The sequence below is a fragment of the Zavarzinia compransoris genome, from assembly GCF_003173055.1.
Classification (GTDB): domain Bacteria; phylum Pseudomonadota; class Alphaproteobacteria; order Zavarziniales; family Zavarziniaceae; genus Zavarzinia; species Zavarzinia compransoris.
This window is the reverse complement of record NZ_QGLF01000001.1, coordinates 677,792-702,544: the sequence shown is the minus strand read 5'-3', so window position 1 is coordinate 702,544 and position 24,753 is coordinate 677,792. Positions and strand designations below refer to the sequence as shown.

Here is a 24,753-nt window from a genome sequence, read left to right as displayed (position 1 = left end):
GCCTGTCAAGAGATCAGGTCGCCCACATGTTCGAGCGACGCCTGGTCGCGCTTGGCATCGATCAGATAGGCGAGCGTGGTGGTCGCCTCGAGGATCGTCTCCGCCGCCTCGGGCCCCATGAGGTCGAGAAGATGGCGGGCGAGCGCCGCCTCGAAGGCGGCATGGCGGGCGAGCCCCTGGCCGGTTAGGCGCAGGCGGACGGAACGGGCGTCCTCCGGGTCCGGCTCGCGGCTGATCAGCCCGCGCCTTTCCATGTCGGCGATCAGGGCGGAGGCGGTCGGCTTGCCGATCGCGGCCTGGAGGGCGAGATCGCCCGCCCGCTTCGGCCCGCGCTTCAGGAACAGGAGAAAGCGGTATTGCGGCACGGTGATATCCGCCGCCCGGGCGACGATTTCGAAATCGCGGAACAGGACGACGATCGCCCGCGCAAGCAGGATCGCCCGCCGGTCAGTGGACTCGCTCATGACCCCTCCCTTTCAGGAGGGGACGATAGCAGAAGCCCCCCGTCCCTTCCCGAAAGAAAGAAACCCCTCGCCTTGGCGGCGAGGGGTCGGTCAGAAAACCAGTCTGAGGGGAGGAACGGAGACACCGGGGGGATAACCACGGCATCCATGGCGTTAACCCTACCCCCGATAGATGAAGAAATCGTAAGCCCGCCGCCGCTTGACCGCGGAAAAATCGCCCGGCACCCTGCCTTCGGCCCGAAGACACAAGAACAAGGGCAGCATGGGGAGTGGTTCATGAGCACGATCGACACTGTTTCCGGGGCGCCTGCCGCCGCCGTCCGGCGCGGTACGCTGTTCGCCTTCGCGGCGCCGGCGATGGGTCTCTACGCCATCGGCCTGCCGGTCGCGGTCTATCTGCCGCCCTTCTATGCCAAGGACCTGGGGCTGGGCCTGACCCTGGTCGGGCAGATCTTCATGCTCTGTCGCTTCTTCGATCTTGCCGCCGACCTCGCGCTCGGGGCGGCCAGCGACCGGGTGCGCAGCCGCTGGGGCCGGCGCCGGCCGATGCTGGCACTGGCGGTGCCCTTGATGTGCCTCGGCGCCTTCCAGATGTTCATGCCGCCGGCCGGCGCCGGCGCGCTCTATGTCCTCGGCTGGCTGGTGGTCATGTATGCGGGCTATGCCCTTGGCGTGATCAGCCACATGTCCTGGGGCGCCGAACTTTCGCCCGACTATCACCAGCGCAGCCGCATCCAGGGCTGGCGCGAGATGGCGGGGATCGTCGGCATGGTCGCCGTGCTGGCCCTGCCCGCCCTGCTCGAACAGGCGGGCGACGGCGACAAGGCCCACCGCATCGCCGCCATGGGCTGGTTCATCATCGCCATCTTCCCCATCGGCGTCGTCCTCGCCCTGTGGAAAGTGCCGGACCCGCCCAGCCTGACCGGCACCGGCGCCGCCCATGTCTCGCTGCGGGAAGCGCTGGCCACCATCGCCCGCAGCCGCCTGCTGAAGCGGATCCTGCTGGCCGACCTGCTGGCGGGGGTGCCGCCGGCGGTGACCGGGGCGCTGTTCGTCTTCATGGTCGAATCGGTGGTGCGGGCGCCCGCCCTCACCTCCACCCTGCTGCTCGGCTATTTCATTGCCGGGATCATCGGCATCCCGGGCTGGCTGGCGATTTCCTACCGGATCGGCAAGCACCGGGCCTTTGCCCTGGGCGCGTTCTGGAATTGTGCCACCGGGGCCGCCTTCCTGTCCCTCGAACCGGGGATGGAGGGGCTGCTCATCGCGATCACCCTGCTGCACGGGCTCGGCTATGCCTCGGGCACCTTCCTGCTGCGGGCGATCATGGCCGATGTCGCGGACGAGGACGAATTGCGCAACGGCCGCAACCGCACCGGCCTGTTCTACGGCCTGCTCACCATGACCAACAAGGTCGGCTTCGCGCTGGCGGTCGGGGTGACCTATCCCCTGCTGGAACTCTTCGGCTTCTCGCCGGGCGCCGCCGCTTCCACCCCGGCGGGCGAGGCCATTCCCGGCGTTGCGGCGCTGATCGGGCTCTATGTCTTCCTGCCCCTGGCCATGAACCTCTCCGCCGCCCTGGTCATGCTGCGCTTCCCCCTGACCGCCGCGCGGCTGGCCGAGGTCCGCCAGGGCCTTGCCGCCCGCCGGACCGGCGCCTGAGCAAGAGGGCAAGCTCGACCCCGAGGACCGCAAGGCCGGACCAGAGCGCCGGCCGCGGCCCGAAGGCGAGATCGAGATTGGCCAGCAGCACCAGGGTCGGATCGATGCCCCGGATGCCGAGGAAATAGAGCGCCTCGGCCAAGGCGGCCCCGAGCGCCGCCAGCACGGGCAGGAGCAGGACGGGCCAAGCCCCCCGCCCCGGCCACAGGCGCCGGGCGAAAGCCCAGACGAGGAGGCCGGCGGCGATCGTCGCCTCCCCCGGGTCGGCCTTCGACTGCATGAAGAAGTGCACGGCACCAAGAATGCCGATGCCATAGGTCAGGCGATGCAGGGCGCGCCAGCGCCGTGCCCCCAGGCGGCGCACCATGCCGTCGGTCGAGGTCGCGGCCAGCAGGCAAAGCCCGAACAGGGCGATGAAGCCGAACATCAGGTAGAAGCGCTTGACGATCTCCGCCGCGACGAGGCCGAGATCGAACGCCTGGTCGCCGACATAGAGGAAGAAATGCAGCGCCAGCCAGCAGAAGGCCCCGACCCCGACCATGCGCCGGATCAGGACGAGGCCGGCCAGATCCCCGCCCCGCCGCAAGGGCGTCAGCGCGAGCGAGAGCAGCAGGAAGCGCATGCCCCAAAGCCCGGTCTCGTGGATCGCGGTATCGAACGGCCGGGGCATCAGGTCCCCGCTCGCCCAGCGCAGCGCCAGCACCAGGGCCGGCGCGACAAGGCCCGCCAGCATGGCGAGCTTCACGGCCGACAGGCGGCCGCGCCGGTCCAGCCAGGGCCAGGGCAAGGAAGCGGCGGGGGAAGCGGATACGGGCGTCATGCCCCTAGTTTCGCATGAAACCGGCGCGAGGTTACGCCCCATTGCCTTTTCCCGGCCGCGGGGTTAATCGGACCCCATCATGACCGACACCACCGCCCCCGCCCCCCGCCCGCTCCGCGTCGCCGTCATCGGCTGCGGCCAGATGGGCCGGAACCATCTTCGCTGCTATGCCCGGCTGCCGGGCGCCGTCATCGTCGGCGGGGTCGATCCCCTGGCCGCCAACCGCGATGCGGCGGCGGCGGCCTTCGGCATCCCCGTGTTCGCGCAGGTGGATGACTTGCCGGCGGTCGATGCGGTCTCGATCGTCACCCCGTCGGTCACCCATGTCGCCCTGGCGGAAGAATTGATCGGCAAGGGCATCCATTGCCTGATCGAAAAGCCCCTGGCCCTCACCGCCGCCGAGGGCCGGCGCATCGCCGCCCTCGGCAAGGCCCGGGGCGTCACCCTGGCGGTCGGCCACCTGGAACGCTTCAATCCCGCCGTCGTCGCCCTGAAGGCGCATTTGCCCGCCCTCGGCCCCATCCATGCGGTGACCGCGCGGCGCCTTGCCAAGGCCGGCCGCATCACCGATGTCGATGTGATCGACGACCTGATGGTCCATGACATCGATGTCGTTCTCGATCTCCTGGGCCGGCCGGCGCCCACGGCCGCCAAGGTCGAGGGCCTGCGCGGCGCCGATGTCCCGGGCTTCGACTATGCGACCGCGCTGGTCGGCTTTCCCGGCGGCATCCTTGCCGCGATCAGCGCCAGCCGCATGACCCCGGTCCGCATCCGCACCCTGGAAGTCCTGGGGGCGGAGGCGGTGGCCGTTGCCGACTATATCGCCCAGACCCTGGTCATCCGCCGCCCGGGCGAGGCCGGCAGCGTGGCCGAGACCCCCGTCGCCATCGAGCGCCGCGAACCCCTGCTCGACGAGCTTGCCGATTTCTTGGACGCCATCCGCAGCGGCCGTGCGCCGCGGGTGACGCCGGAACAGGCGGTCGATACCATCGCCCTGGCCGAGCGCCTGAAGGCCGCCCGCGACCTGTGAGTGCCGTCACAGACGGAGGGCGGTATTTCCGCTAGGGTCGATGCTGTTCCGCCGTCAGAAGCGGTTGCCACAGCATCGACACCATGCGCCTCACCCTTCTCCTGCTCCCCGCCCTCCTCACCGCGATCCCGGCGCATGCGCCGGTCGACCTGATCCGGGTCGACCAGGGCGCGCGAACCCTGTCCCTGATCCGGGCCGGCACCGTCGTCCGCGACTATGAATTCCTGGTCGGCCGGGGCCCGGAAGGGCCGCGCGACCATGCGCCGGCCACGCCGCGCGGCCGCTTCACCCTCGACGCCAAGGAACCGGCATCGGCCCATGCCTTGTCGCTGCGCCTCGGCAGCGGGGACCGCGCCTGGACGCTCGGCTGCATCGGCGTCGGCGGCGAGACGATCCGCGAGCTTGACGCGCTGCTGCCGCTCGGCACCGCGATCGACGTGGTGGCATGAGCGCGCCCGAGCTTTCCTGCCGCCGGCTGGTGCTGCGCGCCCTCCAGCCCGAGGATGTGCCGGGCCTCGGCCGGCTGAACAGCGATCCCCGGGTCACCCGCTACCTGAACACCGAACCGATGACCCTGGCCGAGGCGACGGACCGCGCCCGCCGCCATTGGCCCGACCTGCATGACGGCCGCTTCGGCCTGTGGGCGATCGCCCGGCGCGACGATGGGCGCCTCGTCGGCACCGCCAGCCTGGACCCCTTCGGTGACGGCCGGGGGGCGGCCGAGATCGCCTATCGCCTGCTGCCCGAAGCCTGGGGTCGCGGCCTTGCCGGGGAGGCGGCAGCGCGCCTGATCGACCATGGCTTCTCAACCCTCGGCGTGCGCCAGGTCAATGCCGTGGCCCACCCGCGCAATGCCGCCAGCCAGTCGATCCTGGAACGGCTGGGGCTGCGCTATACCGGGCTGTGCCGGGCCCATGGCTTCATGTTCGCCCGCCTGTTCCGCCGGGACCGATTACCACCCCGGTAATTGCCGCCGCCCGTGGCCCCGGTCACCCTTGCCGATATCACGACGGAAGGAACGACCGATGCCCCTGCCCTTTGCCTCTGCCCTGGTGGCCCTCCTGCTGGCGGGGATGGGCATCGCCGCCTTCGCCCGGCCGGCGGCCCTGCTCGCCCCGCTTGGCCTTGCCGCCGGAACCGCCGATGCCCGGAACGAGATCCAGGCGGTTTACGGCGGTTTCGGCCTGGCGATGGCGGCCATGCTGGTGGCGCCCCTGTGGCTGCCCGAGCTTGGCCGCGGGCCGGCGCTGATGGTCGCCGCCGCCCTGGCGGGCATGGCCGGCGGGCGCATCGTCGCGACCCTGCGCGAGGGCGGGATCGGCCGCCTGCCCGCCCTCTTCCTCGGCCTCGAGGCGGCCGGCGCGGCCCTGCTTCTCCTCTGAACGGGAATGGCTACAATGGCGTCCATGACTGCGCGCATCGCCCCCGACGACGGCCAGCGGCCCCCCTTCGCCACCCTGCTGCGCCGCCTGCGGCAGGAGCGGCGGCTCAGCCAATTGGGCCTGGCGCTCGAAAGCGAGGTCGCCCAGCGCCACATCAGCTTCCTCGAATCCGGGCGGGCGCGGCCGGGGCGCGATGTCGTGCTGAAACTGTCCCGCGCCCTGGACCTGTCGCTGCGCACCACCAACGGCCTGCTCAATGCCGCCGGGCTGGCGGCCGAGGCCCCGGAAACGCCGATCGACGCCCCGGCCCTGCGCCTGCCGCGCGCGGCGCTGCGCCAATTGCTGGACCGGATCGATCCCTGCCCGGCGATCGTGGTCGATGCCTCTTGGACGGTTCACGATTTCAACGGCGGCGCCGGCCGCCTGATCGCCGCCATCGCCCGGCCCGAAGCCCTGGCGCGCTCGGCGGCGGGCCGCGCCGGGCCCAACCTGATCGCCCTGCTCGACGATCCGGACGGGCTGCTGGTGCCGATGCCGGACCGCGCCGAGGTTCTTGCCCATCTGCGGGGCGAGGCGCCGGCGCCGGGCAGCGCACCGCCGGGGGCGCCCTTCCTGCCGGCGACGTTCCAGGCCCCGCTGGGCACGCTGGCGTTCCTCACCATCCTGGGCGGGCTAGCCAGCCCGCGCGACATCACCCTCGAGGAATTGAAGGTCGAAATCTTCTTTCCCGCCGACGACGCTACCAAGGCCTGGGTCGAGGGCGGCTCTAGAGTATGCTCGGAATGACCGTCATTCCGAGCATACTCTATCGCTTTGATTTTACGCATCTTCGGACGGCGAACCGGTTTCCACTTCGCCTGAAGATGCGCTATTTCCGCCGGGGGTTAGGCTGGCCGCGCTGGTAGCGCCGGGTCAGCGCCCGGACGACGCCGCGCAGCGTGCGCACGTCCTGCCCGGTCGGCTCGGCGCGCTGGATGAAACTCATGATGTTGCGCACCATCGAGGGTTTCTTCTCGACGGGGCGCAGGAACCCCGCCTCGTCCAGTTCGGCGACCAGATGATCGACCAGGCCCTGGACCTCGACCTGGGTCGCCGGCTCGGTCTGGCCGATGCGCAGGAATTTCTCCGGTACCTCGACCCCCAGCATGTGCCATTCGTAGGCGGTGAGGAGAACCGCCTGGGCGAGGTTCAGCGACCAGAAGCGGGGCGAGGTCGGGATGCTGAGGATCGTATGGGCGAGCGCGATGTCGTCGTTTTCCAGCCCCGTCCGCTCCGGCCCGAACAGGATGCCGGGGCGCAGGCCCTCGTCGATCAGGGCGCGGAATTCGAGGGCGGCGCGGCGCGGTGTCACCACGGGTTTCACCATGTCGCGGTCGCGCGCCGTCGTCGCATAGACATGGGTGAGGTCGGCGACCGCGGCCGCCGTGGTCGGATAGACTTTCGCCTCCTGCAGGATCCAGTCGGCGCCCGAGGCGGCGGAAAAGGCGCGTTCGTTGGGCCAGCCGTCGCGGGGGGCCACGAGGCGCAGTTCGGCCAGGCCGAAATTGGCCATGGCCCGGGCGGTGGTGCCGATATTCTCGCCCATCTGGGGCGTGACCAGGATGATCGCAGGCCCCGGCCCTTCCTTGGGGCCCTGGCCGATGCCCTTCGGCTTCGGCCGGGAACCGATGCCGACGCCGAAGGGGGTGGCGCCTTCCGCGCGCGGCGCGTCGTCTTCGACCGTCATTCCGCCGGCCCCGTGCCCGCCGGCGCCCCGTCGCGGTAGAGCTTGAAGACGATGGCGTCGGTCAGCGCCTGGAACGAGGCATCGACGATATTGGGCGAGACCCCGACCGTGGACCAGCGGTTGCCCGCGCCGTCGGCACTTTCGATCAGCACCCGGGTCACCGCGCCGGTGCCGGCCTGCCAGCGGTCGACCGAGACATTGCCGTCCGGCACCTGGCCGCCGCCCAGTTGCAGGATGCGGACCTTGAAATCGACCAGTTCGAGATCGTCGATATAGCGCTGGTACTTGCCGAGATCCTGGCGCAGCGCCGCATCGAGCGCATTGACCGGGCCGTTGCCCTCGCCGACCGAGAGCAGGCGCTGGCCGTCGACCTGGACGCGGACGATCGCCTCGGAGACGGTGACCAGCTCGCGGCGGGCATTGTAACGCCGCTCGACCAGGACCTTGAAACTGTCGACGAAGAAATAATCCGGCACCTGCCCCAGCACGCGGCGCGCCATCAGCTCGAAGGAGGCATCGGCGCCGTCATAGGAATAGCCGAGATATTCCCGCTCCTTCACCTCGTCGAGCAGACGGTCGATGCGCGGATCCTTGGGCTCCAGCTCGACCCCGACGTCGCGCAGCCGCGCCAGGATGTTCGACTTGCCGGCCTGATCGGAGACCAGCACCTGGCGCTCGTTGCCGACCGCTTCCGGCGGCACATGCTCGTAGGTCGCGGGGTTCTTCAGCACCGCCGAGACATGCAGCCCGCCCTTGTGGGCGAAAGCCGCCTGGCCGACATAGGGGGCATGACGGTTGGGATTACGGTTCAGCACCTCGTCGAGCAGGCGCGAGACCTGGGTCAGATGCGACAGGGCATCGGCCGTGATCCCGGTCTCGAAGCGATCGGCGAAATCCCGCTTCAGGCACAGGGTGCCGATCAGGCTGACCAGATTGGCATTGCCGCAGCGCTCGCCCAGGCCGTTCAGCGTGCCCTGGACTTGCCGGGCGCCGGCGCGGATCGCGGCCAGCGAATTGGCCACCGCGTTATCCGTATCGTTATGGGCATGGATGCCGAGGCGGATGCCGGGAATGCGCTCGGCGACGGTCGCGGTGATGCGCTCCACCTCGTGGGGCAGCGTGCCGCCGTTGGTATCGCACAGCACCACCCAATGGGCGCCCGCGCCATGGGCGGCGCGCAGGCACTCCAGGGCATAGTCCGGATTGGCCTTGTAACCGTCGAAGAAATGCTCGGCATCCAGCATCGCCTCGCGCCCGCGGGCGCGGAGATGGCCGATGCTGTCGGCGATGATGTCGATATTCTCGCTGCGCGGTATTTCCAGGGCGACATCGACCTGGAAATCCCAGGTCTTGCCGACGATGCAGATGGCGCCGGCGCTGGTGTCCAGCAGGGCGGCCAGGCCGGGGTCGTTGTCGGCGCTGCGGCCCGGGCGGCGGGTCATGCCGAAGGCGGTGAAGGTCGCACGCTTCAGGTTCGGGGCCGAACCGAAGAAGGCGGTATCGGTCGGATTGGCGCCGGGCCAGCCGCCCTCGACGTAATCGACGCCGAGCCGGTCCAGGGCCAGGGCGATGGTGCGCTTGTCCTCGACCGAGAAATCCACGCCCCGGGTCTGCGCGCCGTCGCGCAGGGTCGTATCGAAGAGATACAACCGTTCCTTGCCACTCATGATCTCAAGTCCGCTTCCATTTGGTGCCGGCGGCGGAATCCTCCAGGATCACGCCCTGTCCGGCCAGATCGTCGCGGATGCGGTCGGCGGCCGCGAAATCGCGGTTCTTGCGGGCCTGTTTCCGCGCTTCGATCAGGGTTTCGATCTCGTCGTCGGTCGGGCCGGCCTCGGCGCCCGCCGGCTGCCAGCGGAACCATTGGTGGGGGTCCTGGAACAGGATGCCCAGGGCATGGCCCGCCGCCTTCAGTTTCGTCGCCGCATCGACCAGCGCATCGCCCGTACCGCATTGATAGCCGGCATTGGCGATGCCGTGGAGTTCGGCGATCGCAAGCGGGGTGTTCAGGTCGTCGTCCAGCGCGGCCTCGACGCCGGCCGGCACCTCGGCCAGGGGGGCGACGGCGCGGCCGAGATGGGCCTCCGCCTTTTCGATCAGGCCGTACCAGCGGTCCAGCGCCTGGCGGGCACGGACAATACCCTCGTCGTTCCAGTCGATCGGCGCGCGGTAATGGGTGGAAAGCATGTTGAGGCGCAGCGCCTCCCCCGGCGCTTTGGCCAGGGCATCGCGGACGACGACGAAATTGCCGAGGCTCTTCGACATTTTCTCGCCGTTCACGGTGAGGAAGCCGTTATGCACCCAGTAGCGGACGAAAGGCGCGCCATTGGCGGCTTCGGACTGCGCCACCTCGTTCTCGTGATGAGGGAAGACGAGATCGCGGCCGCCGCCGTGGATGTCGAAAGTCTTGCCCAGTTCGGCCAGGCTCATGGCGCTGCATTCGATGTGCCAGCCGGGCCGGCCCCGGCCCCAGGGGCTGTTCCAGCCCGGCGTCTCGGCGTCGGACGGCTTCCACAGGGTGAAATCCGCCGGGTCCCGCTTATAGGGGGCGACGTCGACGCGGGCGCCGGCGATCAATTCGTCGCGGCTGCGGTTCGACAATTTGCCGTAGTCCGCCTTGGCGGCGACGCTGAACAGGACATGGCCTTCTGCGACATAGGCATAGCCGCGCTCGACCAGCCGTTCGATCATGGCGATCATATTGCCGATATGGGCGGTGGCGCGGGGTTCCGCATCCGGCGGCAGGCTGCCCAGGGCCGCCATATCCTCGTGGAAGGCGGCGGTCGTCCTGGCCGTGATCGCCGCGATCGGCTCGCCCGACTGGGCGGCACGGGCATTGATCTTGTCATCGATGTCGGTGATGTTGCGGACGTAGCGGACCTGGGCATAGCGCCGCTTCAGCAGCCGGTAGAGGACGTCGAAGACGATGACGGGGCGGGCGTTGCCGATATGGGCGAAATCGTAGACGGTCGGACCGCAGACATACATGCCGGCCGCATCATGGCGAAGGGGAATGAATTCCTCGCGCTTGCCCGTCGCGCCATTGTGCAGAACCAGAACCACGTACCCGACCTCCCGATCAAGGGCACCGCTTTAGCAGATCGGATCACCATGGTCCATGATCCGGCACGCATATATCACCTGCCGGCGGTGCGGAATGGAGGTCAATAGTCGGCGTCGCCCTCGTCCTCCCAGACCACGCAGTTGCGGCCCCGGCGCTTGGCCATGTAGAGGCGGCGGTCGGCACGCTGGCTGAGCCCGGTGACCGTATCTTCCGCCATCAGCGAGGCAACGCCGATGCTGGTGCTGACGAAAACCGTCTCGCTGCCGAAGGTGAAGGCCTGGGAAACCATGCGCTTGCGCAGGCGGTCGGCGACTTCGGCGGCGACATATTTCGGCAGGTTGGGCAGGAGGACCATGAATTCCTCGCCGCCGACCCGGCCGATGATGTCGCCGGCCCGAAGCGCGCCGCCGATCAATTGTCCGCAGCGCCTGATCACCTCGTCGCCGGCGGCATGGCCGAAACGGTCGTTCACCGACTTGAAGTGATCGAGATCGATCGCCAGCAGGCAGGCGGCACCGCCCGCCGCCTTGATCTTGGCGACCGCGGCCTCGAGCTTCTCCTCGAATTCCTCGCGCCGGAGAACGCCGGACAGGGCATCCATCGACGCCTTCTCCCGCGCGGTCATATAGGCCCGGTACTGCCGGCGCCGGACCACATAGCCGAAGGCCCCCGCCGTCAGCGAGACCCACACCGCGATGGCCAATTGCCCCGGCCGGGTGACCAGCACTGTCCAGGGCACGAGTTCGCCCCTCATGATGCGCAGAGACGTGACCTGCCGGGCACCGTCCGCCCCCGTTCCCGCGATCAGGATATCGGTCGTTTCCAGGAGATCGCCGCGCAATGTCGACATGCGGTCGCCGCCGCAGATCGGACGGGCCAGAACCTCGGCCTCGGGACGCGTCAGGTCGGGCCGCGCGGCGGTCTGCCATGCCGCGATTCCCTCGAGGCAGGCCTCGATGCCGCCGTCGGGCCAGTGCAGGATCCGGCGATCGAAATCGAGCAGGGGCCGCCCGCGCATATCGCCCCGTTCCAGGCGATCCGCGGCCTGGATATCGCCCGCGAGAACCAGCGAGAAATCCAGCATGTCTTCCGCCAGCTGACGGCGAAGGTCAGCCACCATCAGGTAGGAGGCCAGGAAAGTCAGAAGACAAGCGAAAATACCGGCAGCAAGCGCAACTACTGCCGGATGCGCATTATAGAAAAACCCCCTCTTGGAGTATTCATCACGGAAATACACGTTTGTATTTTCCTCATCGGCCCCGGCGCACCCGTTGGACGGTTTCTTCGGCCATTTATGGACAAATATCGCCACGCTGTCATACCCGCCCTGGCAGTTTGGCGAAAATTCACCCCCGGGACGACGGCATAAATAACGCAAAGGGCGGGGGAAACTAAAAATCCCCCTCGACCTCGTCTTCCCAGACCACGCAGTTGCGCCCTTGTCGCTTTGCCCGGTACAGCCGGCTGTCGGCGCGTTCGACCAGCGAGTCCATTGTATCGACCGCCATGATCGAGGCGATGCCGATGCTCGCGGTAACGAAGACGGTCTCGCCGCCGAAGGTGAAGGCATGGGCGGCCATGCGCTTGCGCAGGCGGTCGGCGACTTCCGCGGCGACATATTTCGGCAGGCCCGGCAGCAGGACCATGAATTCCTCGCCGCCGACCCGGCCGACAAGATCGCCGGAGCGAAGGCCGGCCCCGATATGCTGCCCGTATTTGCGGATCACCTCGTCGCCGGCGGCATGGCCGAAACGGTCGTTGATCGCCTTGAAGTGATCGAGGTCGAGAACGAGCAGGCTGCCCGTGGTCCCTTTCAGGCGGCTTCGCGCCAGCGCGGCATCGAGGCCGGCCAGGAACTCCTCCCGCCGGAGAACGCCGGTCAGGCCGTCGGTCGAGGCCCGGCGCTGCACCTCGACGAGAAGCCGGTATTGCCGCAGGCGGATGACATAGGCGAACAGGCCGGCAGTCAGGGCGACGGCCAAGGCGATGGCCAGTTGCGGCGGCCGGCTGACCACCGCCCTCCAGGGCGCGACCTCGCTGCGGTAGAGCCGGAGCGAAGTCACCTGCCGCTGCCCGGCCTGATCGAGGCCGGCGATCAAGATGTCGACCTGGTTCAGGCCGGCATGGCTGACGGAAGAGATCCTGGCGCCATAACAGAGGGGACGTGCCAGAGCCCGGGCTTTTTCAAGCTCGCCGGCAGCGAATTGCAACCCAGAGTATGCCCCCCCCCCCCCCCAACTGCCAGTCGGCAATCCGGGACACGCATTCGTCGTGTTGGACGTCAGGCCAGGGGGTTACACGCTTTTCAAAGCCGAGCAGGGCATTGGTCCGGCCGGGATCGCCTTCCAGGCGGTCGAGAACGGCGATATCCCCGGCCATGGCGAGGGCGAAATCCTTGAAATCATCGGCCAGCTGGCCGCGCAGATCCAGCACCATGAAATAGGAGGCAATGAAGGTCAGCACCGCGGCAAAAACAAAGGCGACCCCGCCGATGAACCCAGGCCGCGCGCTTCGCAGGAACTCTGCCATTGCCGAAAAACTCCCCACCTCGACGGCAAGAGTAACCTCGTCGGGGAAAGGGAGTCAAACGATAATTACCCTCGATTGTCAGTCCGCGGGCTGCCCGCCCTGGCATTGCAGGCGGTGCAGCACCTTGTCGCGCCCGATCAGGGGCAGCAATTCCTTCATTTCCGGCCCGTGGCCGCGCCCGGTCAGGGCAAGGCGGAGCGGCAGGAACAGCGCCTTGCCGCGGGCCCCGGTGGCCGCGCCGATCGCCTTGGTCCAGGCCCCCCAGCTGTCCCCGGTCAAGGGGCCGGCGGGCAGCAGGCCGGCGGCCGCGGCCAGGACGCCGGCGCCATCCTCGACCGCGACCGGATCGATCTTGCCCGCGACCACGTCCCACCAGGCCGCCGCCTCGTCGAGACGGGCGAGATTACCGCGCACGGCCAGCCAGAAGCGGTCGTCGGCGCCGGGCGGCAGGCGGCCCCTGACCGTCTCGAACGGCATCAGTTGCAGCACGCGGGCGGACAGCGCTTGCAGTTCGGCCGGATCGAAGCGGGCCGGCGCCCGGCCGAAGCGGCCGAGGTCGAAGCCCGCGACCAGGCTTGCCAGATCCGCCGCCGGTTCCACCGGATCGGCGGTGCCGAGGCGGGCCAGCAAGGCGTTGACCGCCATGGCCTCCACCCCTTCCTCCTCCCGCAGCGAGCGCAGCGACAGGGCGCCCAGACGTTTCGACAGGCCGGCGCCGGCGGCATCGACCAGCAGGGACAGATGGCCGAAGCCGGGCACGGTCCCGCCCAGGGCCTCGAACAATTCGATCTGGACGCCGGTGTTGGTGACGTGATCCTCGCCCCGGATGACATGGCTGATGGCGAAGTCGATGTCGTCCACCACCGAGGTCAGGGTATAGAGCGGCCGCCCGTCCGCCCGGATCAGGACCGGATCGGAAAGCGACGCCGTATCGACCGCGGTCTCGCCCTTCACGAGGTCGGTCCAGGCGACGCGCCGCCCGTCGAGGCGGAAGCGCCAATGCGGCGCGCCCCGTTCCGCCGTCAGGCGGGCCTTGTCCGCCTCGGTGAGTTCGCACGCCGCGCGGTCGTAGACCGGCGGGCGATGGCGGGCGATCTGCAACTTGCGGCGAAGCTCCAGCTCTTCCGCCGTTTCCCAGGCGGGGTAAAGCCGGCCGGCCGCCTTCAGTTGCGCGATCGCCTCGTCATAGCGGGCGTAGCGGTCGCTCTCGCGGGCGAAAGCATCCCAATAGAGGCCCAGCCAGCGCAGGTCGTCCTCGATCGCGCGGGCGAATTCTTCGGTCGAGCGCTCGGTATCCGTATCGTCCAGGCGGAACAGGAAGCTGCCGCCGTTCTTCCGGGCGAACAGCCAGTTGACCAGGGCGATGCGCGCATTGCCGACGTGAAGCCGGCCGGTCGGGCTCGGCGCGAAGCGGACGGCGACCATCTCAATAGGCGTCCCGGAAACCGTTGGTGATCGGATAGCGGCGGTCGCGGCCGAACAGCTTGCGCCCGATCTTCACCCCCGGCGCCGCCTGCCGACGCTTGTATTCGGCGACATAGAGCAAATGTTCGATCCGGCGCACGGTGGCCGGGTCGTGGCCGCGGGCGACCACATCCTCGAAGGCCATTTCGCCCTCGACCAGGGCTTCTAGGATATCGTCCAGCACCTCGTAGGGCGGCAGGCTGTCCTGGTCCTTCTGGTTCTCGCGCAGTTCGGCGGTCGGCGGCTTGGTGATGATCCGTTCCGGCATCACGAGGCCGGCCGGGCCCAGCGCCCCCGCCGGCCGGTTCTCGTTCCGCCAGCGCGACAGGGCGAAGACCGTGGTCTTGTAGAGATCCTTCAGAACCGAATAGCCGCCGCACATATCGCCGTAGAGCGTGGCATAGCCGACCGAAACCTCGGACTTGTTGCCGGTGGTCAGCACCATGTGGCCGAATTTGTTCGATATCGCCATCAGCGCCAGGCCGCGGGCGCGGGATTGGATATTCTCTTCCGTGATGTCGGGCTTCCGCCCCGCGAACACCGGGCCCAGCATGGCCGAGAACGCCTCGACCGCCGGCTCGATCCCCACCTCGTCCAGGCGGACCCCCAGCATGCCGGCACAGAGCGCCGCATCCTCCAGGCTGTCCGGGCTGGTATAGCGCGACGGCAGCATGACGCACCAGACCCGCTCCGGCCCCAGGGCATCGACCGCGACCGCGGCCGAAATCGCCGAATCGATGCCGCCGGAGAGGCCGAGCACGACGCCCGGAAAGCGGTTCTTGTTCACGTAATCGCGCAAGCCCAGCACCATGGCGCCATAGATCCGGGCAAGCGGGCCGGGCCGTTCGGCCTGCGGGCCGTCGTCCGCCCCCCAGCCCCCGGCCCCGCGCCGCCAGTCCATGGTCGCGAGCGCTTCCTCGAAGGCGGGCAGCCGGAACGATGGCGTGCCATCGGCGCCGACGGCGAAACTGGCGCCGTCGAATACCAGCTCGTCCTGGCCGCCGACCTGGTTCAGGTAGATCAGGGGCACGCCGGTCTCCGCCACCCGGGCGCGCACCAGATCCAGGCGCAGGTCGTCCTTGCCGGCCTCGAACGGGCTGCCGTTCGGCACGATCATGATCTCGGCGCCCCGGGCCGCCAGATGGCCGGTGACCGCCGGGGTCCAGATATCCTCGCAGATCGGCAGGCCGAGGCGAACGCCGCGAAATTCGACCACCTCCGGCAGGGCGCCGGCGCGGAACACGCGCTTCTCGTCGAAGACGCCGTAATTGGGCAGGTCGACCTTGTCGCGCCGGGCCGCGATCCCGCCCCCATCGAGGATGAAGACGGCATTGAACAGCCCCTCGTCCGTCGCCCAGGGCGCCCCGACGAGCAGCGCCGGGCCGCCGTCGGCGGTCGCCGCCGCCAGCCGGGCAAGGGCCGCCTTGGCCTCGGCGACGAAGGCGGGCTTCAGCACCAGGTCCTCGGGCGGATAGCCGGTGACGGACAGTTCCGAGGTGACGAGGAGATCCGCCCCCGCGGCCGCGGCCTTGTCCCGCGCGGCCAGGATCCGCGCGACATTGCCGGCAATGTCGCCGACGGTGAAATCGATCTGGGCAAGCGTCAGGCGCAAACGGTCGGTCATGGCCAAAGCATTATCGTCTGGCGCGCGGGCCCGCAACGGGCGCATTTGAATGGGCCGCCATTCGTCTTATGGTCGGGCGACAACGATCACCGAGGCACCCTGGTTATTCTGGCGTCTTCAAGAGAGAATGGCGCAACCGATACCGGAAGGATGACAGTCACTCGAGGCGAAGATGGTCCGAGATCTTACCGCAGCAGAAAAAGCAATAATCGCTGAAATGCTCCACGGGGTAAAAGAGGGGGAGGAGATCGTCAATAATCTTGATAATTATAAAGTGGCAACCCTGAATGATGGCGGGATGGGAAGCCTCAGGATATTCAAAGATCCTGAAGATAGAACCTTCGGTGAATTTCTATCAAGAAAAATATACAAAGACATCGACGGAACCGAAGTTGTTATCTCAATAATATTAGATAGAGATGGAGTATTTTTTGAACTCGATGTTTGGAGGGTAGATTTTGAGCCCGTTAAGCATCTCGGTGACCTAAAATTCTTCGGGGATTACAATGAAATTGCATTCCATATGTCGTAACTAGACTTATCTCTACACTTTCTGAATCGCAGCGCCACTCCACCATCCTTGATTTCGGGCGCGTCCATTTGAACATATCGAAGAACCGGTACCAGAGCGTTCAAAATAACCAAAGGGGAGAGAAATGTCCGTCAACCGCCAGTTCCGTCTGAAGCAGCGCCCGGTGGGCCGGGTCGGCCGCGCCGATTTCGATCTCGTCGAATCGCCGGTGCCGGAACCCGCCGAGGGCCAGGCCGTGATCCGCACCCTTTACCTGTCGCTGGACCCGACCAACCGGGTCTGGATGACGGACATGCCGCAATATCTGCCGCCGGTCGCCATCGGCGAGGTGATGCGGGGCGGCGGCGTCGGCCGGGTGGTCGCCTCGCGCCGGCCGGACCTCAAGGAGGGCGATCTCGTCACCGGCCTGCTCGGCTGGCAGGATTACGCGGTGGCCGGGGCGCCGGGCGAATTGTTCCCGCCGACCGTGATCCCGGACGGCCTGCCCATCCCCATCCCCTCGCTGATGGGGGCCTGCGGCATGACCGGCCTGACCGCCTATTTCGGCCTGACCGAGATCGGCACCCCGAAGCCGGGCGAGACGGTGGTGGTCTCGGCCGCCGCGGGGGCCGTCGGCTCGGTGGTCGGGCAGATCGCGAAGATCAGGGGCTGCCGCGTGGTCGGCATCGCCGGCGGCGCGGCGAAATGCGCCTTCATCACGGAGGAACTCGGCTTCGATGCCGCCGTCGACTACAAGGCGGCGGACTGGAAGGAGCAGTTGAAGGCGGCGACGCCGGATGGCATCGACGTCAATTTCGAGAATGTCGGCGGCGAGATCATGGAAACCGTGGTCGGGCGCATGAATCTCTACAGCCGGATGCCGCTGTGCGGGATGATCTCGACCTATAACGACGTGCAGCGCCCGCGCTACGACCTGACACCCTTCCTGATGAAGCGGATCCGGTTGCAGGGCTTCATCGTCCTCGACTTCAAGGACCGCTATGCCGAGGGCAGCATCCAACTGGCCCAATGGCTGCTGGCAGGCCGGCTGAAGGCGCGCGAGACCGTGGTCGAGGGGTTGGAGGGTGCGCCGGAAGCCCTGAACATGCTGTTCGACGGCGGCAATATCGGCAAATTGCTGGTCAAGCTCTGATCATTCATTCCGCCGGGTTCGGCTCGACGGAGGTGCGCAAGGGCTTCGTCTCCATCGCGACGACGAAGCCGAGCGCGACCGCAAGGCCGAGGGCGGCCGCCCCGAAGACCAGGGTGAACACCTGGCCGAGGTCGCCACCCCGCGCCGCCAACTGCCCGGCCAGCCGTTCCAGGGACTGGCCGGCGGCCGGCGCCCCGTCGCCCAGCGCCGCGAAGAAGACGGCGCTGAGGGCCGAGACGATCAGGGCGCTGCCGAGCGCGCGGAAGAAATTCATCGCCCCCGTGGCCGTGCCCATCTGGGCGATCGGCACCGCATTCTGGATCGAGACCGTGGTCAGCGGCAGGGCGGTGCCGATGCCGCCGCCGATCAGGGCGGCCAGCACCATGAAGCCGGTATCGCCGAGCGCACGCGGAAACAGGGCCAGCACCGCCGTCAGCACGGCCGAGATCGCCAGGCCGATCATGGACGGGCGCTTGTAATGGCGCATCCGCGCCATCGCCCGGCCGCAGATCATGGCCCCGAACGGCGTGCCGCCCATGAAGGCGATCAGCATCAGGCCCGAGGTCGCGGCACTATGGCCGAGCACGGTCTCGATATAGATCGGCATGAACAGGCACAGGCCGATCATGGTGCCCATGGCGAAAAAGGCGGCCGCGATCGCCCGCCGCACCACCGGGTCGGCAAGGACGGACAGGGGCAGGAAAGGCTCGTCGGCAGTCTTGATGCGCCAGGCGAAAACGGCCCAGAACAGGGCGGAAAGCGCCAGCAGCCCGACGATGCGGGGCGAGCCCCAAGGATAGGCGACGCCGCCCCAGGTCAGCGCCAGGAGCAGGCTGGCGGCGGCGACGACCATGAGCGCGGCACCCAGGTAATCGATGCGCCGGCGCCGGTCGTGGCGCGGCAGGCGCCGCAGCACCCGGTCGGTCATGGCGAAGGCCAGGATGCCCAGCGGCAGGTTGATCCAGAAGATCATGGTCCAGTGCAGGTGTTCGGCCATCAGCCCGCCCAGCACCGGCCCGCCGACGCTGGCGACCCCGAACATGCCGGCGATATAGCCCTGATAGCGCGACCGTTCCTTGGGCGAGACGAGGTCGGCGATGATCGTCTGGGCCAGGGAGATCAGCCCGCCGCCGCCCAGCCCCTGCACCCCGCGCATCAGGATCAGGGTCAGCATATCCGGGGCAAGCGCACAGGCGACCGAGCCGGCGACGAAGACCGTGATCGCGATCAGCAGCATGGCGCGGCGGCCGTGCACATCCGACAGCTTGCCGTAAAGCGGCGTCACCGCCGTCGACGACAGCAGATAGGCGGTGACCACCCAGGCCAGATCGCCCGCATCGGCCATCTCGCGCCCGATGGTCGGCAGCGCGGTGGTGACGATGGTCTGGTCCAGCGCCCCGAGGAACATGGCCAGCATGATGCCGGCGATGATGCGGCGGATCATGCGGTGGTCCGGCGCCTGTCGCGGCGCCGCCGGGTCCGGGGACGTTGTCATGACGCGAGCATCCGGGCTTCGGGCGCCAAAGCAATCGACGAAACGTCATGGCAGCCCTGCCGGCGCACCGCCGTCATTGCAGCGCAACGAAAATCGGGCAGAATATGCCGCATTGCAGCAACGGCACGGGGCGCCCATATCCTGGCCGACCTCCCCCTCGGTCGCGGCCGTGTGCTACACGACTATATGGCGGAACAGACGCCCGCCTTGGCGGTTGCCGCCGGAGAATGACGAAACATGCTTGACCGTACCGCCCGCCCCGGCACCGAAGCCCATGAGGCGCGGGAAATCGAACAGATCATCGAAGCCTATGACCGGGTCGCCCTGGTGTTCCAGGGCGGCGGCGCGCTCGGCGCCTATCAGGCCGGCGTCTACGAGGCGCTGGCCGAGCGCGGCGTGCAGCCGAACTGGCTGTCCGGCGTTTCGATCGGCGCGATCAATTCCGCCATCATCGCCGGCAACCCGCCGGAAAAGCGGGTGGAGCGCCTGCGCGAATTCTGGGAACTGGTCTCCGACCGCAAGATCTGGCTGTTCACGCCGGACGGCGACCTGTTCCGCTCCTGGCGCAACCAGTGGAGTTCCTACGTCACCACCCTGCTCGGCCAGCCCGGCTTCTTCGAGCCGCGCCGGATCAATCCCTGGCTCCAGCTGCGCGGGGCCGAGGGGGCGACCAGCTTCTACGACACCAGCCTGCTGCGCGACACCCTGCTCCGCCTCGTCGATTTCGACCGGCTGAACAACGACAGCATCTTCCTGTCGGTCGGCGCGGTGAACGTGCGCACCGGCAATTTCCTCTATTTCGACAATTTCCGCGAACGCATCTGCCCGGAGCACATCATGGCCTCGGGCGCCCTGCCCCCGGCCTTCCCGGCGGTGAAGATCGACGGCGAGCATTACTGGGACGGCGGCATCGTCTCGAACACGCCGCTGCTCTATCTGCTCAGCCAGCGGGAACAGCTGTCCACCCTGGCCTTCCAGGTCGACCTGTTCTCGGCCAATGGTGCCCTGCCCCGCGACATGCGCGACGTCATGGCCCGGCAGAAGGACATCACCTATTCGAGCCGGACCCGCTTCACCACCGATACCTATCGCCGCAACCATGATTTCCGCCTGCGGGTGGCGAAATCCCTGTCCAAGGTCCCGGCCCATCTGCTGGACGACGAGGACAAGGCCCTGCTGGCCGAGGTTTCGCAGATCCCGCCGGTGAACATCGCCCATCTGATCTACCAGCAGAAGGATTACGAGGGCGACGCCAAGGACTTCGAATTCTCCCGCACCTCGATGCTGGAACATTGGAAGTCGGGCTACGAGGATACCAAGCGCACGTTGCAGCGCCCGGACTGGCTGCGCAAGCCGCCGGAAGGCGGCGGCGTGGTGGTCCACGACCTGCACCACGATTACGACCGCTGACCGCGCCGGGCGGCGGGCCCCATTCCCCCGCCGCCCGCCATGGCCCACAATGCGCGTCCAGAACACCGGAGGCGCCCCGTGGCCAGACTGATTCCAGCCCTGTTCCTGTCCACGCTGGCATTGGCGGGGCCGGCCCATGCCCAATTGTTCCTGGAGGGCGAAACCACCCCTGCCCCGATCGAGGAGGTCGGCCGCGACGATGCCCGTCGCAAGCCCATTCTCGATGCGCTGCGCCCCGCGATCGAAACGGCTCTCGGGCAGAAGGTGATCTTCAAGGTCGACCGGCTGCGGGCCCAGGGGTCCTGGGCCTTCGCCGTGGTCTATCCCCGCACCCCCGCCGGCGCGAAAATCGACTTCGCCACCACGCCCCTGAAGGAGGCGGCCGCGGAGGGCCTGCTCGACGGCGACACGATCTTCGCCCTTCTCGCCTTCAAGGACGGCGGCTGGACAATGGTCGAACAGGTCATCGGCCCGACCGACGTCGCCTATGCCGGCTGGCCGGAGGCCCATGGCGTGCCCGCGGAATTGCTGGGCCTGACCCCCTGAATTCTCATCCCGGGCGTGCAGCCGGCGTTGTTTACGATTTGCCCAGAAAATGTCTCCATAATGGAAGTAATTTTATGCTTCAACCATGGAGACAGTTGTGCCGTCCCGCCCACCCGAAAACGAGGTCGCCGTCATTGCGCCGGCCCTCGACTGCCTGCCCCAGATGGTCTGGATCCTGGCACCGGACGGGAAGGTGCAGCATTTCAACCGCAAGCTGGCCGATTTCGTCGGACCGGAGGCGGGGACCGGCGACTGGCTGGCCTGGGCCCATGACGCGGACGCCCGGCAGGTTTCGGCCCGGTGGCACCCTGCCTTCGCCGCCGGGGCCGCCTTCGAGACCGAAGTGCGGCTGCGCCACCACACCGGCGGCTTCCGCTGGGTTCTCGTGATCGCGGCGCCGGAACGGGGCCGGAACGGCGCCATCATCCGCTGGTATTGCACCGGGACCGACATCGACGCCCGCGCCCGGCAATATCTGTCCCTGGCGGAAACCTCGCGATTGCAGTCCAGCATGCTGGATGCCAGCATCGACTGTATCAAGATCATCCGGCCGGACGGCCGGCTGGCCCAGATGAACCGGTCCGGCCGCATCGCCCTGGGGGTGCCGGCGGATGAGGCCGAGTTCGGCATGAAATGGCTCGACCTCCTGCCCGAGGAAGTCCACCGGCGCGGCCACCGGGCCCTGAAGGCGGCCGGGGCCGGCCGCAACGCCCGCTTCCCGGGCATGAGCATCGGCGCCGGGCGGACGCAATATTGGGACAATATCCTGACCCCCATACAGGATGCCGAAGGGCGGACGGTGCGCATCCTCTGCGTTTCGCGCGACGTCACCTTGCAGCGGGCGGCGGAACGGCGCCTGAAGGTGATCAGCACCACCGACGCCCTGACCGGCCTGCCCAACCGCCGCTCTCTTCAGGCCGCCCTCAAGCGGCGGGCCGCCAGGGCCAAGGCGACCGGCGGCGGGCTCGGCCTGCTGCTGCTCGATCTCGACCGCTTCAAGGAAGTGAACGACACTTTCGGCCACCCGGCGGGCGATCACCTGCTGCGGGTGGTCGCGAAACGGCTGGTCGCCGCACTCGGGGACAGGGCCGTCGTCGCCCGCCTGGGGGGCGACGAATTCGCGGTCCTCGCCGAAGGGGCCGAGGATCTGGCCGCCCTGGCCGAAACCGTCCTGCGCCAGACCGCCGCCCCCGTCACCTACGACGGCCACCGCCTGTCGTGGAGCCTGAGCATCGGCGGCGCCCGCTTCCCCCGGGACGCCGCCACGCCGCAGGGCCTGGTCAAATGCGCCGACGCCGCCTTGAACGCGGTGAAGGCCGGCGGCCGGGACAGCGCCCGCCTGTTCGACGGGGCCGCCGGCCGCTGAGCCATCCCAAGCGTTACGCCGCGTAACGCTTCAGGTGATAGTCGGTATTGCCGAACAGGGTCTCGATCATGGTCAGGCGCTTGAAGTAATGGCCGACGTTCAACTCGTCGGTCATGCCCATGCCGCCGTGGAGCTGGACCGCCTGCTGGCCGACGAAACGGGCCGACTTGCCGATCTGCACCTTGGCGGCGGAAACCGCGCGGCGGCGTTCCTCGCGGGGCGCATCCAGCTTCAGGTTGGCCATGATGGCGAGCGACTTGGCCTGCTCGTAGGCGATATACATGTCGACCAGACGGTGCTGGATGACCTGGAAGCGGCCGATCGGCTGGCCGAACTGGACCCGGGTGCGGGCATATTCCAGCGTCGCCTTGTGCAGCACCTCCATGGCGCCCACGGCCTCGGCGCAGATCGCCGCCGTCGCCTCGTCCACCGCCTTCTCGAGGAGGAGGAAGCCGCTGCCGACCTCGCCCACCACCGCATCCGCGCCGACGGCGACGCCGTCGAGCACGAGTTCGGAGGCGCGCAACCCGTCGACGGTCGGGTAGTCCTGGCGGGTGACGCCGGCGGCGCCGGCATCGACCAGGAACAGGGTGATGCCCGCCTCGTCACGCTGGCCGCCGGAGGTGCGGGCCGAGACGATGACCTTGTCCGCCATCGGCCCGTGCAGCACGACCGACTTCCGGCCCTTCAGGACATAGCCGCCGCCCGTCGCCGTCGCCGTGGTCGAAACATCGGCGAGGTTGAAGCGCGAGGTCGGCTCGGCATAGCCGACCGCGACAATCAGGCCGCCGGCCATCAGGTCGGGCAGGACGGTCTCGCGCTGGGCGGGGGTGCCGCCCGCCCGCAGCAGGCCGCCGGCAAGGACGACGGTGGAGAGATAGGGCTCGACCACGAGGCCGCGGCCGAAGCTCTCCATGATGATCATGGTCTCGACCGGGGTGCCGCCCAGGCCGCCGTCCTCTTCCGCGAAGGGCACGGCCAGCCAGCCCAGCTCGCCGAACTTCTGCCACAGGTCGCGGCGGAAGCCCTCGTCGGACTTCAGGATGGCGCGGCGGGTGTCGAAGCCGTAGTCGTCCTGGATGAAACGCTCGACGCTGTCGATGAGCAACTTCTGCTCGTCGCTGTAATTGAAATCCATGACCGTTCCGCCCCTTGGAAGCATCGTCAGGCGAAGTGGAAACCGGTTCGCCGCCCGACGACGCATAGAATCAATGAGTTAGAGTATGTTCGGAATGACTGTCGTTCCGGACAGGCTCTAGAGCCCCAGCACCATCTTGGCGATGATGTTCTTCTGAATTTCGTTCGAGCCCCCGTAGATGGAGGTCTTGCGCATGTTGAAATAGGCAGGCGCAGCAAAGGCCGTGGCCGCCGGGCCGACCACCGGCTCGTTGCTGCCGTTCATGGCGCGATGGTTGAAGGCGAAGCCGTAATAGCCCGCCGCCTCGACCGCCAGTTCGGTGATCGCCTGCTGGATTTCCGTGCCCTTGATCTTCAGGATCGAGGACTCGGGCCCCGGGCCCTTGCCCTGGCTTTCCCGCGCCAGGGTGCGGAGTTCGGTATATTCGAGGGCGGTCAGGTCGATTTCCAGTTCCGCCAGCTTGCGCCGGTAATCCTGGTCCTCGATCAGCGGGCGGCCGTCCGAAAGCTCGGCATTGGCGATCTGCTTCAGCTTGGCGATGCCGCGCTTCGAGCGCGCCACGGCGGCGATGCCCGAGCGTTCGTGGCCGAGCAGGAATTTGGCATAGGTCCAGCCCTGCCCCTCCTGGCCGATCAGGTTTTCCGCCGGCACCTCGACATTGTCGAAGAAGCATTCGTTCACTTCATGGCCGCCGTCCATGGTGATGATCGGGCGGACGGTGATGCCGGGCGACTTCATGTCGAACAGCAGGAACGAGATGCCTTCCTGCTGCTTCACCGAACTGTCGGTGCGCACCAGGCAGAAGATCCAGTCGGCCCATTGGGCCATGGTGGTCCAGGTCTTGGAACCGTTGACGATATATTTGTCGCCCTGGCGCACCGCCTTGGTCTTCAGCGAGGCGAGGTCGGAGCCCGAGCCCGGCTCGGAATAGCCCTGGCACCACCAGACGTCGGACGACAGGATGCCGGGCAGGAAGCGCTTCTTCTGCTCCTCGCTGCCGAAGGTATAGATCACCGGCCCGACCATGGAGAGGCCGAAGGGAATGATCCCCGGCGTATTGGCCGCGCCCAGTTCCTCCTGGAAGATATAGCGCTGGGTCGGGGTCCAGCCGGTGCCGCCATATTGCTGCGGCCAAGCGGGGGCGACCCAGCCCTTCTCGAACAGGATCTTCTGCCAGCGCACGAAATCCGCCTTGCGGGGTTCGAGGCCGGCATCGAAATGCGCCTTGATGTCCGCCGGGTAGTTCTCGGCGACGAATGCCCTGACCTCGCGCTGGAACGCCAGGTCTTCCGCGCTGAACGAAAGATCCATGCTACTCTCCTCACCCTTCGCCGTTGTCGTGCCGGCGTTCAGGGCGACGATGATAACG

The 24,753-nt window shown here is 67.9% G+C and carries 24 protein-coding genes; 11 read left to right on the top strand and 13 right to left on the bottom strand.

Features of this window, described 5'->3' with window-relative positions:
• Positions 1 to 5: 5 nt before the first annotated feature.
• Positions 6 to 464 carry a MarR family winged helix-turn-helix transcriptional regulator gene (locus DKG75_RS03520; protein ID WP_109919680.1) on the bottom strand — a complete coding sequence of 153 codons (459 nt, stop codon included), beginning with the start codon at positions 462 to 464 and terminating at the stop codon, positions 6 to 8.
• Positions 465 to 740: 276 nt separating this feature from the next.
• Here DKG75_RS03520 and DKG75_RS03515 point away from each other — a divergent pair, with 276 nt between their 5' ends.
• Positions 741 to 2,126 carry an MFS transporter gene (locus DKG75_RS03515; protein WP_166646324.1) on the top strand — a complete coding sequence of 462 codons (1,386 nt, stop codon included), beginning with the start codon at positions 741 to 743 and terminating at the stop codon, positions 2,124 to 2,126.
• Here the strand turns inward: DKG75_RS03515 and DKG75_RS03510 are convergent.
• Positions 2,047 to 2,946: a protein-methionine-sulfoxide reductase heme-binding subunit MsrQ gene (locus DKG75_RS03510; RefSeq protein ID WP_109919678.1), complete on the bottom strand. Its 900-nt coding sequence runs from the start codon at positions 2,944 to 2,946 to the stop codon at positions 2,047 to 2,049. The two genes, DKG75_RS03515 and DKG75_RS03510, sit on opposite strands and share 80 nt — an antisense overlap.
• Positions 2,947 to 3,025: 79 nt before the next feature.
• Here DKG75_RS03510 and DKG75_RS03505 point away from each other — a divergent pair, with 79 nt between their 5' ends.
• The 5 genes from DKG75_RS03505 to DKG75_RS03485 all read left to right on the top strand — a co-directional run bounded on the left by DKG75_RS03505 (position 3,026) and on the right by DKG75_RS03485 (position 6,144).
• Entirely contained in the window at positions 3,026 to 3,976 is a 951-nt protein-coding gene (locus DKG75_RS03505; RefSeq protein ID WP_109919677.1) for a Gfo/Idh/MocA family protein, read from the top strand.
• 83 nt (positions 3,977 to 4,059) lie between these two features.
• On the top strand, positions 4,060 to 4,425 hold the full coding sequence (locus DKG75_RS03500) for a L,D-transpeptidase (RefSeq protein ID WP_109919676.1): 366 nt from the start codon (positions 4,060 to 4,062) through the stop codon (positions 4,423 to 4,425).
• Positions 4,422 to 4,943 carry a GNAT family N-acetyltransferase gene (locus tag DKG75_RS03495; protein ID WP_109919675.1) on the top strand — a complete coding sequence of 174 codons (522 nt, stop codon included), beginning with the start codon at positions 4,422 to 4,424 and terminating at the stop codon, positions 4,941 to 4,943. The genes DKG75_RS03500 and DKG75_RS03495 overlap by 4 nt, the downstream gene beginning before the upstream one ends.
• A 58-nt stretch (positions 4,944 to 5,001) precedes the next feature.
• On the top strand, positions 5,002 to 5,358 hold the full coding sequence (locus DKG75_RS22895) for a DUF4345 family protein (protein ID WP_166646323.1): 357 nt from the start codon (positions 5,002 to 5,004) through the stop codon (positions 5,356 to 5,358).
• Positions 5,359 to 5,373: 15 nt separating this feature from the next.
• Positions 5,374 to 6,144 (top strand): MmyB family transcriptional regulator, encoded by a 771-nt coding sequence (locus DKG75_RS03485; protein ID WP_166646322.1) that lies wholly within the window; start codon positions 5,374 to 5,376, stop codon positions 6,142 to 6,144.
• 82 nt (positions 6,145 to 6,226) lie between these two features.
• Here DKG75_RS03485 and DKG75_RS03480 read toward each other — a convergent pair whose 3' ends face one another.
• The 8 genes from DKG75_RS03480 to DKG75_RS03445 all read right to left on the bottom strand — a co-directional run bounded on the left by DKG75_RS03480 (position 6,227) and on the right by DKG75_RS03445 (position 15,765).
• Positions 6,227 to 7,084 (bottom strand): RNA methyltransferase, encoded by an 858-nt coding sequence (locus tag DKG75_RS03480; protein ID WP_109919672.1) that lies wholly within the window; start codon positions 7,082 to 7,084, stop codon positions 6,227 to 6,229.
• On the bottom strand, positions 7,081 to 8,751 hold the full coding sequence (gene cimA / locus DKG75_RS03475; protein ID WP_109919671.1) for a citramalate synthase: 1,671 nt from the start codon (positions 8,749 to 8,751) through the stop codon (positions 7,081 to 7,083). The genes DKG75_RS03480 and cimA overlap by 4 nt, the downstream gene beginning before the upstream one ends.
• Before the next feature lie 4 nt (positions 8,752 to 8,755).
• The gene (gene cysS / locus DKG75_RS03470; protein ID WP_109919670.1) at positions 8,756 to 10,147 is read right to left on the bottom strand and encodes a cysteine--tRNA ligase; all 1,392 of its coding nucleotides are present in this window, start codon (positions 10,145 to 10,147) and stop codon (positions 8,756 to 8,758) included.
• A gap of 101 nt (positions 10,148 to 10,248) precedes the next feature.
• Positions 10,249 to 11,268: a GGDEF domain-containing protein gene (locus DKG75_RS03465; protein ID WP_133636751.1), complete on the bottom strand. Its 1,020-nt coding sequence runs from the start codon at positions 11,266 to 11,268 to the stop codon at positions 10,249 to 10,251.
• A 271-nt stretch (positions 11,269 to 11,539) separates the two neighbouring features.
• Positions 11,540 to 12,358 (bottom strand): GGDEF domain-containing protein, encoded by an 819-nt coding sequence (locus DKG75_RS03460; RefSeq protein WP_170131901.1) that lies wholly within the window; start codon positions 12,356 to 12,358, stop codon positions 11,540 to 11,542.
• Positions 12,333 to 12,677, bottom strand: a complete 345-nt coding sequence (locus tag DKG75_RS03455) for a hypothetical protein (RefSeq protein ID WP_109919667.1) — start codon at positions 12,675 to 12,677, stop codon at positions 12,333 to 12,335. The genes DKG75_RS03460 and DKG75_RS03455 overlap by 26 nt, the downstream gene beginning before the upstream one ends.
• Before the next feature lie 78 nt (positions 12,678 to 12,755).
• Positions 12,756 to 14,108 carry a glutamate--tRNA ligase gene (gltX, locus tag DKG75_RS03450; RefSeq protein WP_425086471.1) on the bottom strand — a complete coding sequence of 451 codons (1,353 nt, stop codon included), beginning with the start codon at positions 14,106 to 14,108 and terminating at the stop codon, positions 12,756 to 12,758.
• Entirely contained in the window at positions 14,104 to 15,765 is a 1,662-nt protein-coding gene (locus DKG75_RS03445) for an NAD+ synthase (protein WP_109919665.1), read from the bottom strand. Before DKG75_RS03445 ends, gltX begins: the two co-directional genes overlap by 5 nt.
• Positions 15,766 to 15,937: 172 nt before the next feature.
• Here DKG75_RS03445 and DKG75_RS22640 point away from each other — a divergent pair, with 172 nt between their 5' ends.
• Entirely contained in the window at positions 15,938 to 16,297 is a 360-nt protein-coding gene (locus DKG75_RS22640; protein WP_133636748.1) for a DUF6984 family protein, read from the top strand.
• A 124-nt stretch (positions 16,298 to 16,421) separates the two neighbouring features.
• A complete protein-coding gene (locus DKG75_RS03440; protein WP_109919664.1) occupies positions 16,422 to 17,429 on the top strand; it encodes an NADP-dependent oxidoreductase in 1,008 nt (335 codons plus the stop codon).
• Between the two features lie 4 nt (positions 17,430 to 17,433).
• Here the strand turns inward: DKG75_RS03440 and DKG75_RS03435 are convergent, their stop codons facing one another.
• On the bottom strand, positions 17,434 to 18,924 hold the full coding sequence (locus tag DKG75_RS03435) for an MDR family MFS transporter (protein WP_109919663.1): 1,491 nt from the start codon (positions 18,922 to 18,924) through the stop codon (positions 17,434 to 17,436).
• Between the two features lie 237 nt (positions 18,925 to 19,161).
• Between DKG75_RS03435 and DKG75_RS03430 the strand changes: the two genes are divergently transcribed.
• From DKG75_RS03430 to DKG75_RS23695, 3 genes are all read left to right on the top strand, one after another.
• Entirely contained in the window at positions 19,162 to 20,334 is a 1,173-nt protein-coding gene (locus tag DKG75_RS03430) for a patatin-like phospholipase family protein (protein ID WP_109919662.1), read from the top strand.
• Between the two features lie 78 nt (positions 20,335 to 20,412).
• The gene (locus tag DKG75_RS03425; protein WP_109919661.1) at positions 20,413 to 20,880 is read left to right on the top strand and encodes a hypothetical protein; all 468 of its coding nucleotides are present in this window, start codon (positions 20,413 to 20,415) and stop codon (positions 20,878 to 20,880) included.
• Between the two features lie 97 nt (positions 20,881 to 20,977).
• On the top strand, positions 20,978 to 22,246 hold the full coding sequence (locus DKG75_RS23695; protein ID WP_166646321.1) for a diguanylate cyclase domain-containing protein: 1,269 nt from the start codon (positions 20,978 to 20,980) through the stop codon (positions 22,244 to 22,246).
• Between the two features lie 13 nt (positions 22,247 to 22,259).
• On the opposite strand, the gene DKG75_RS03415 is transcribed toward DKG75_RS23695, so the two are convergent.
• Together DKG75_RS03415 and DKG75_RS03410 are read right to left on the bottom strand one after the other, a co-directional pair.
• Positions 22,260 to 23,384, bottom strand: coding sequence for an acyl-CoA dehydrogenase family protein (locus DKG75_RS03415; RefSeq protein WP_109919659.1), 1,125 nt, complete (start codon positions 23,382 to 23,384; stop codon positions 22,260 to 22,262).
• Positions 23,385 to 23,501: 117 nt separating this feature from the next.
• A complete protein-coding gene (locus tag DKG75_RS03410; RefSeq protein WP_109919658.1) occupies positions 23,502 to 24,695 on the bottom strand; it encodes an acyl-CoA dehydrogenase family protein in 1,194 nt (397 codons plus the stop codon).
• Positions 24,696 to 24,753 lie beyond the last annotated feature (58 nt).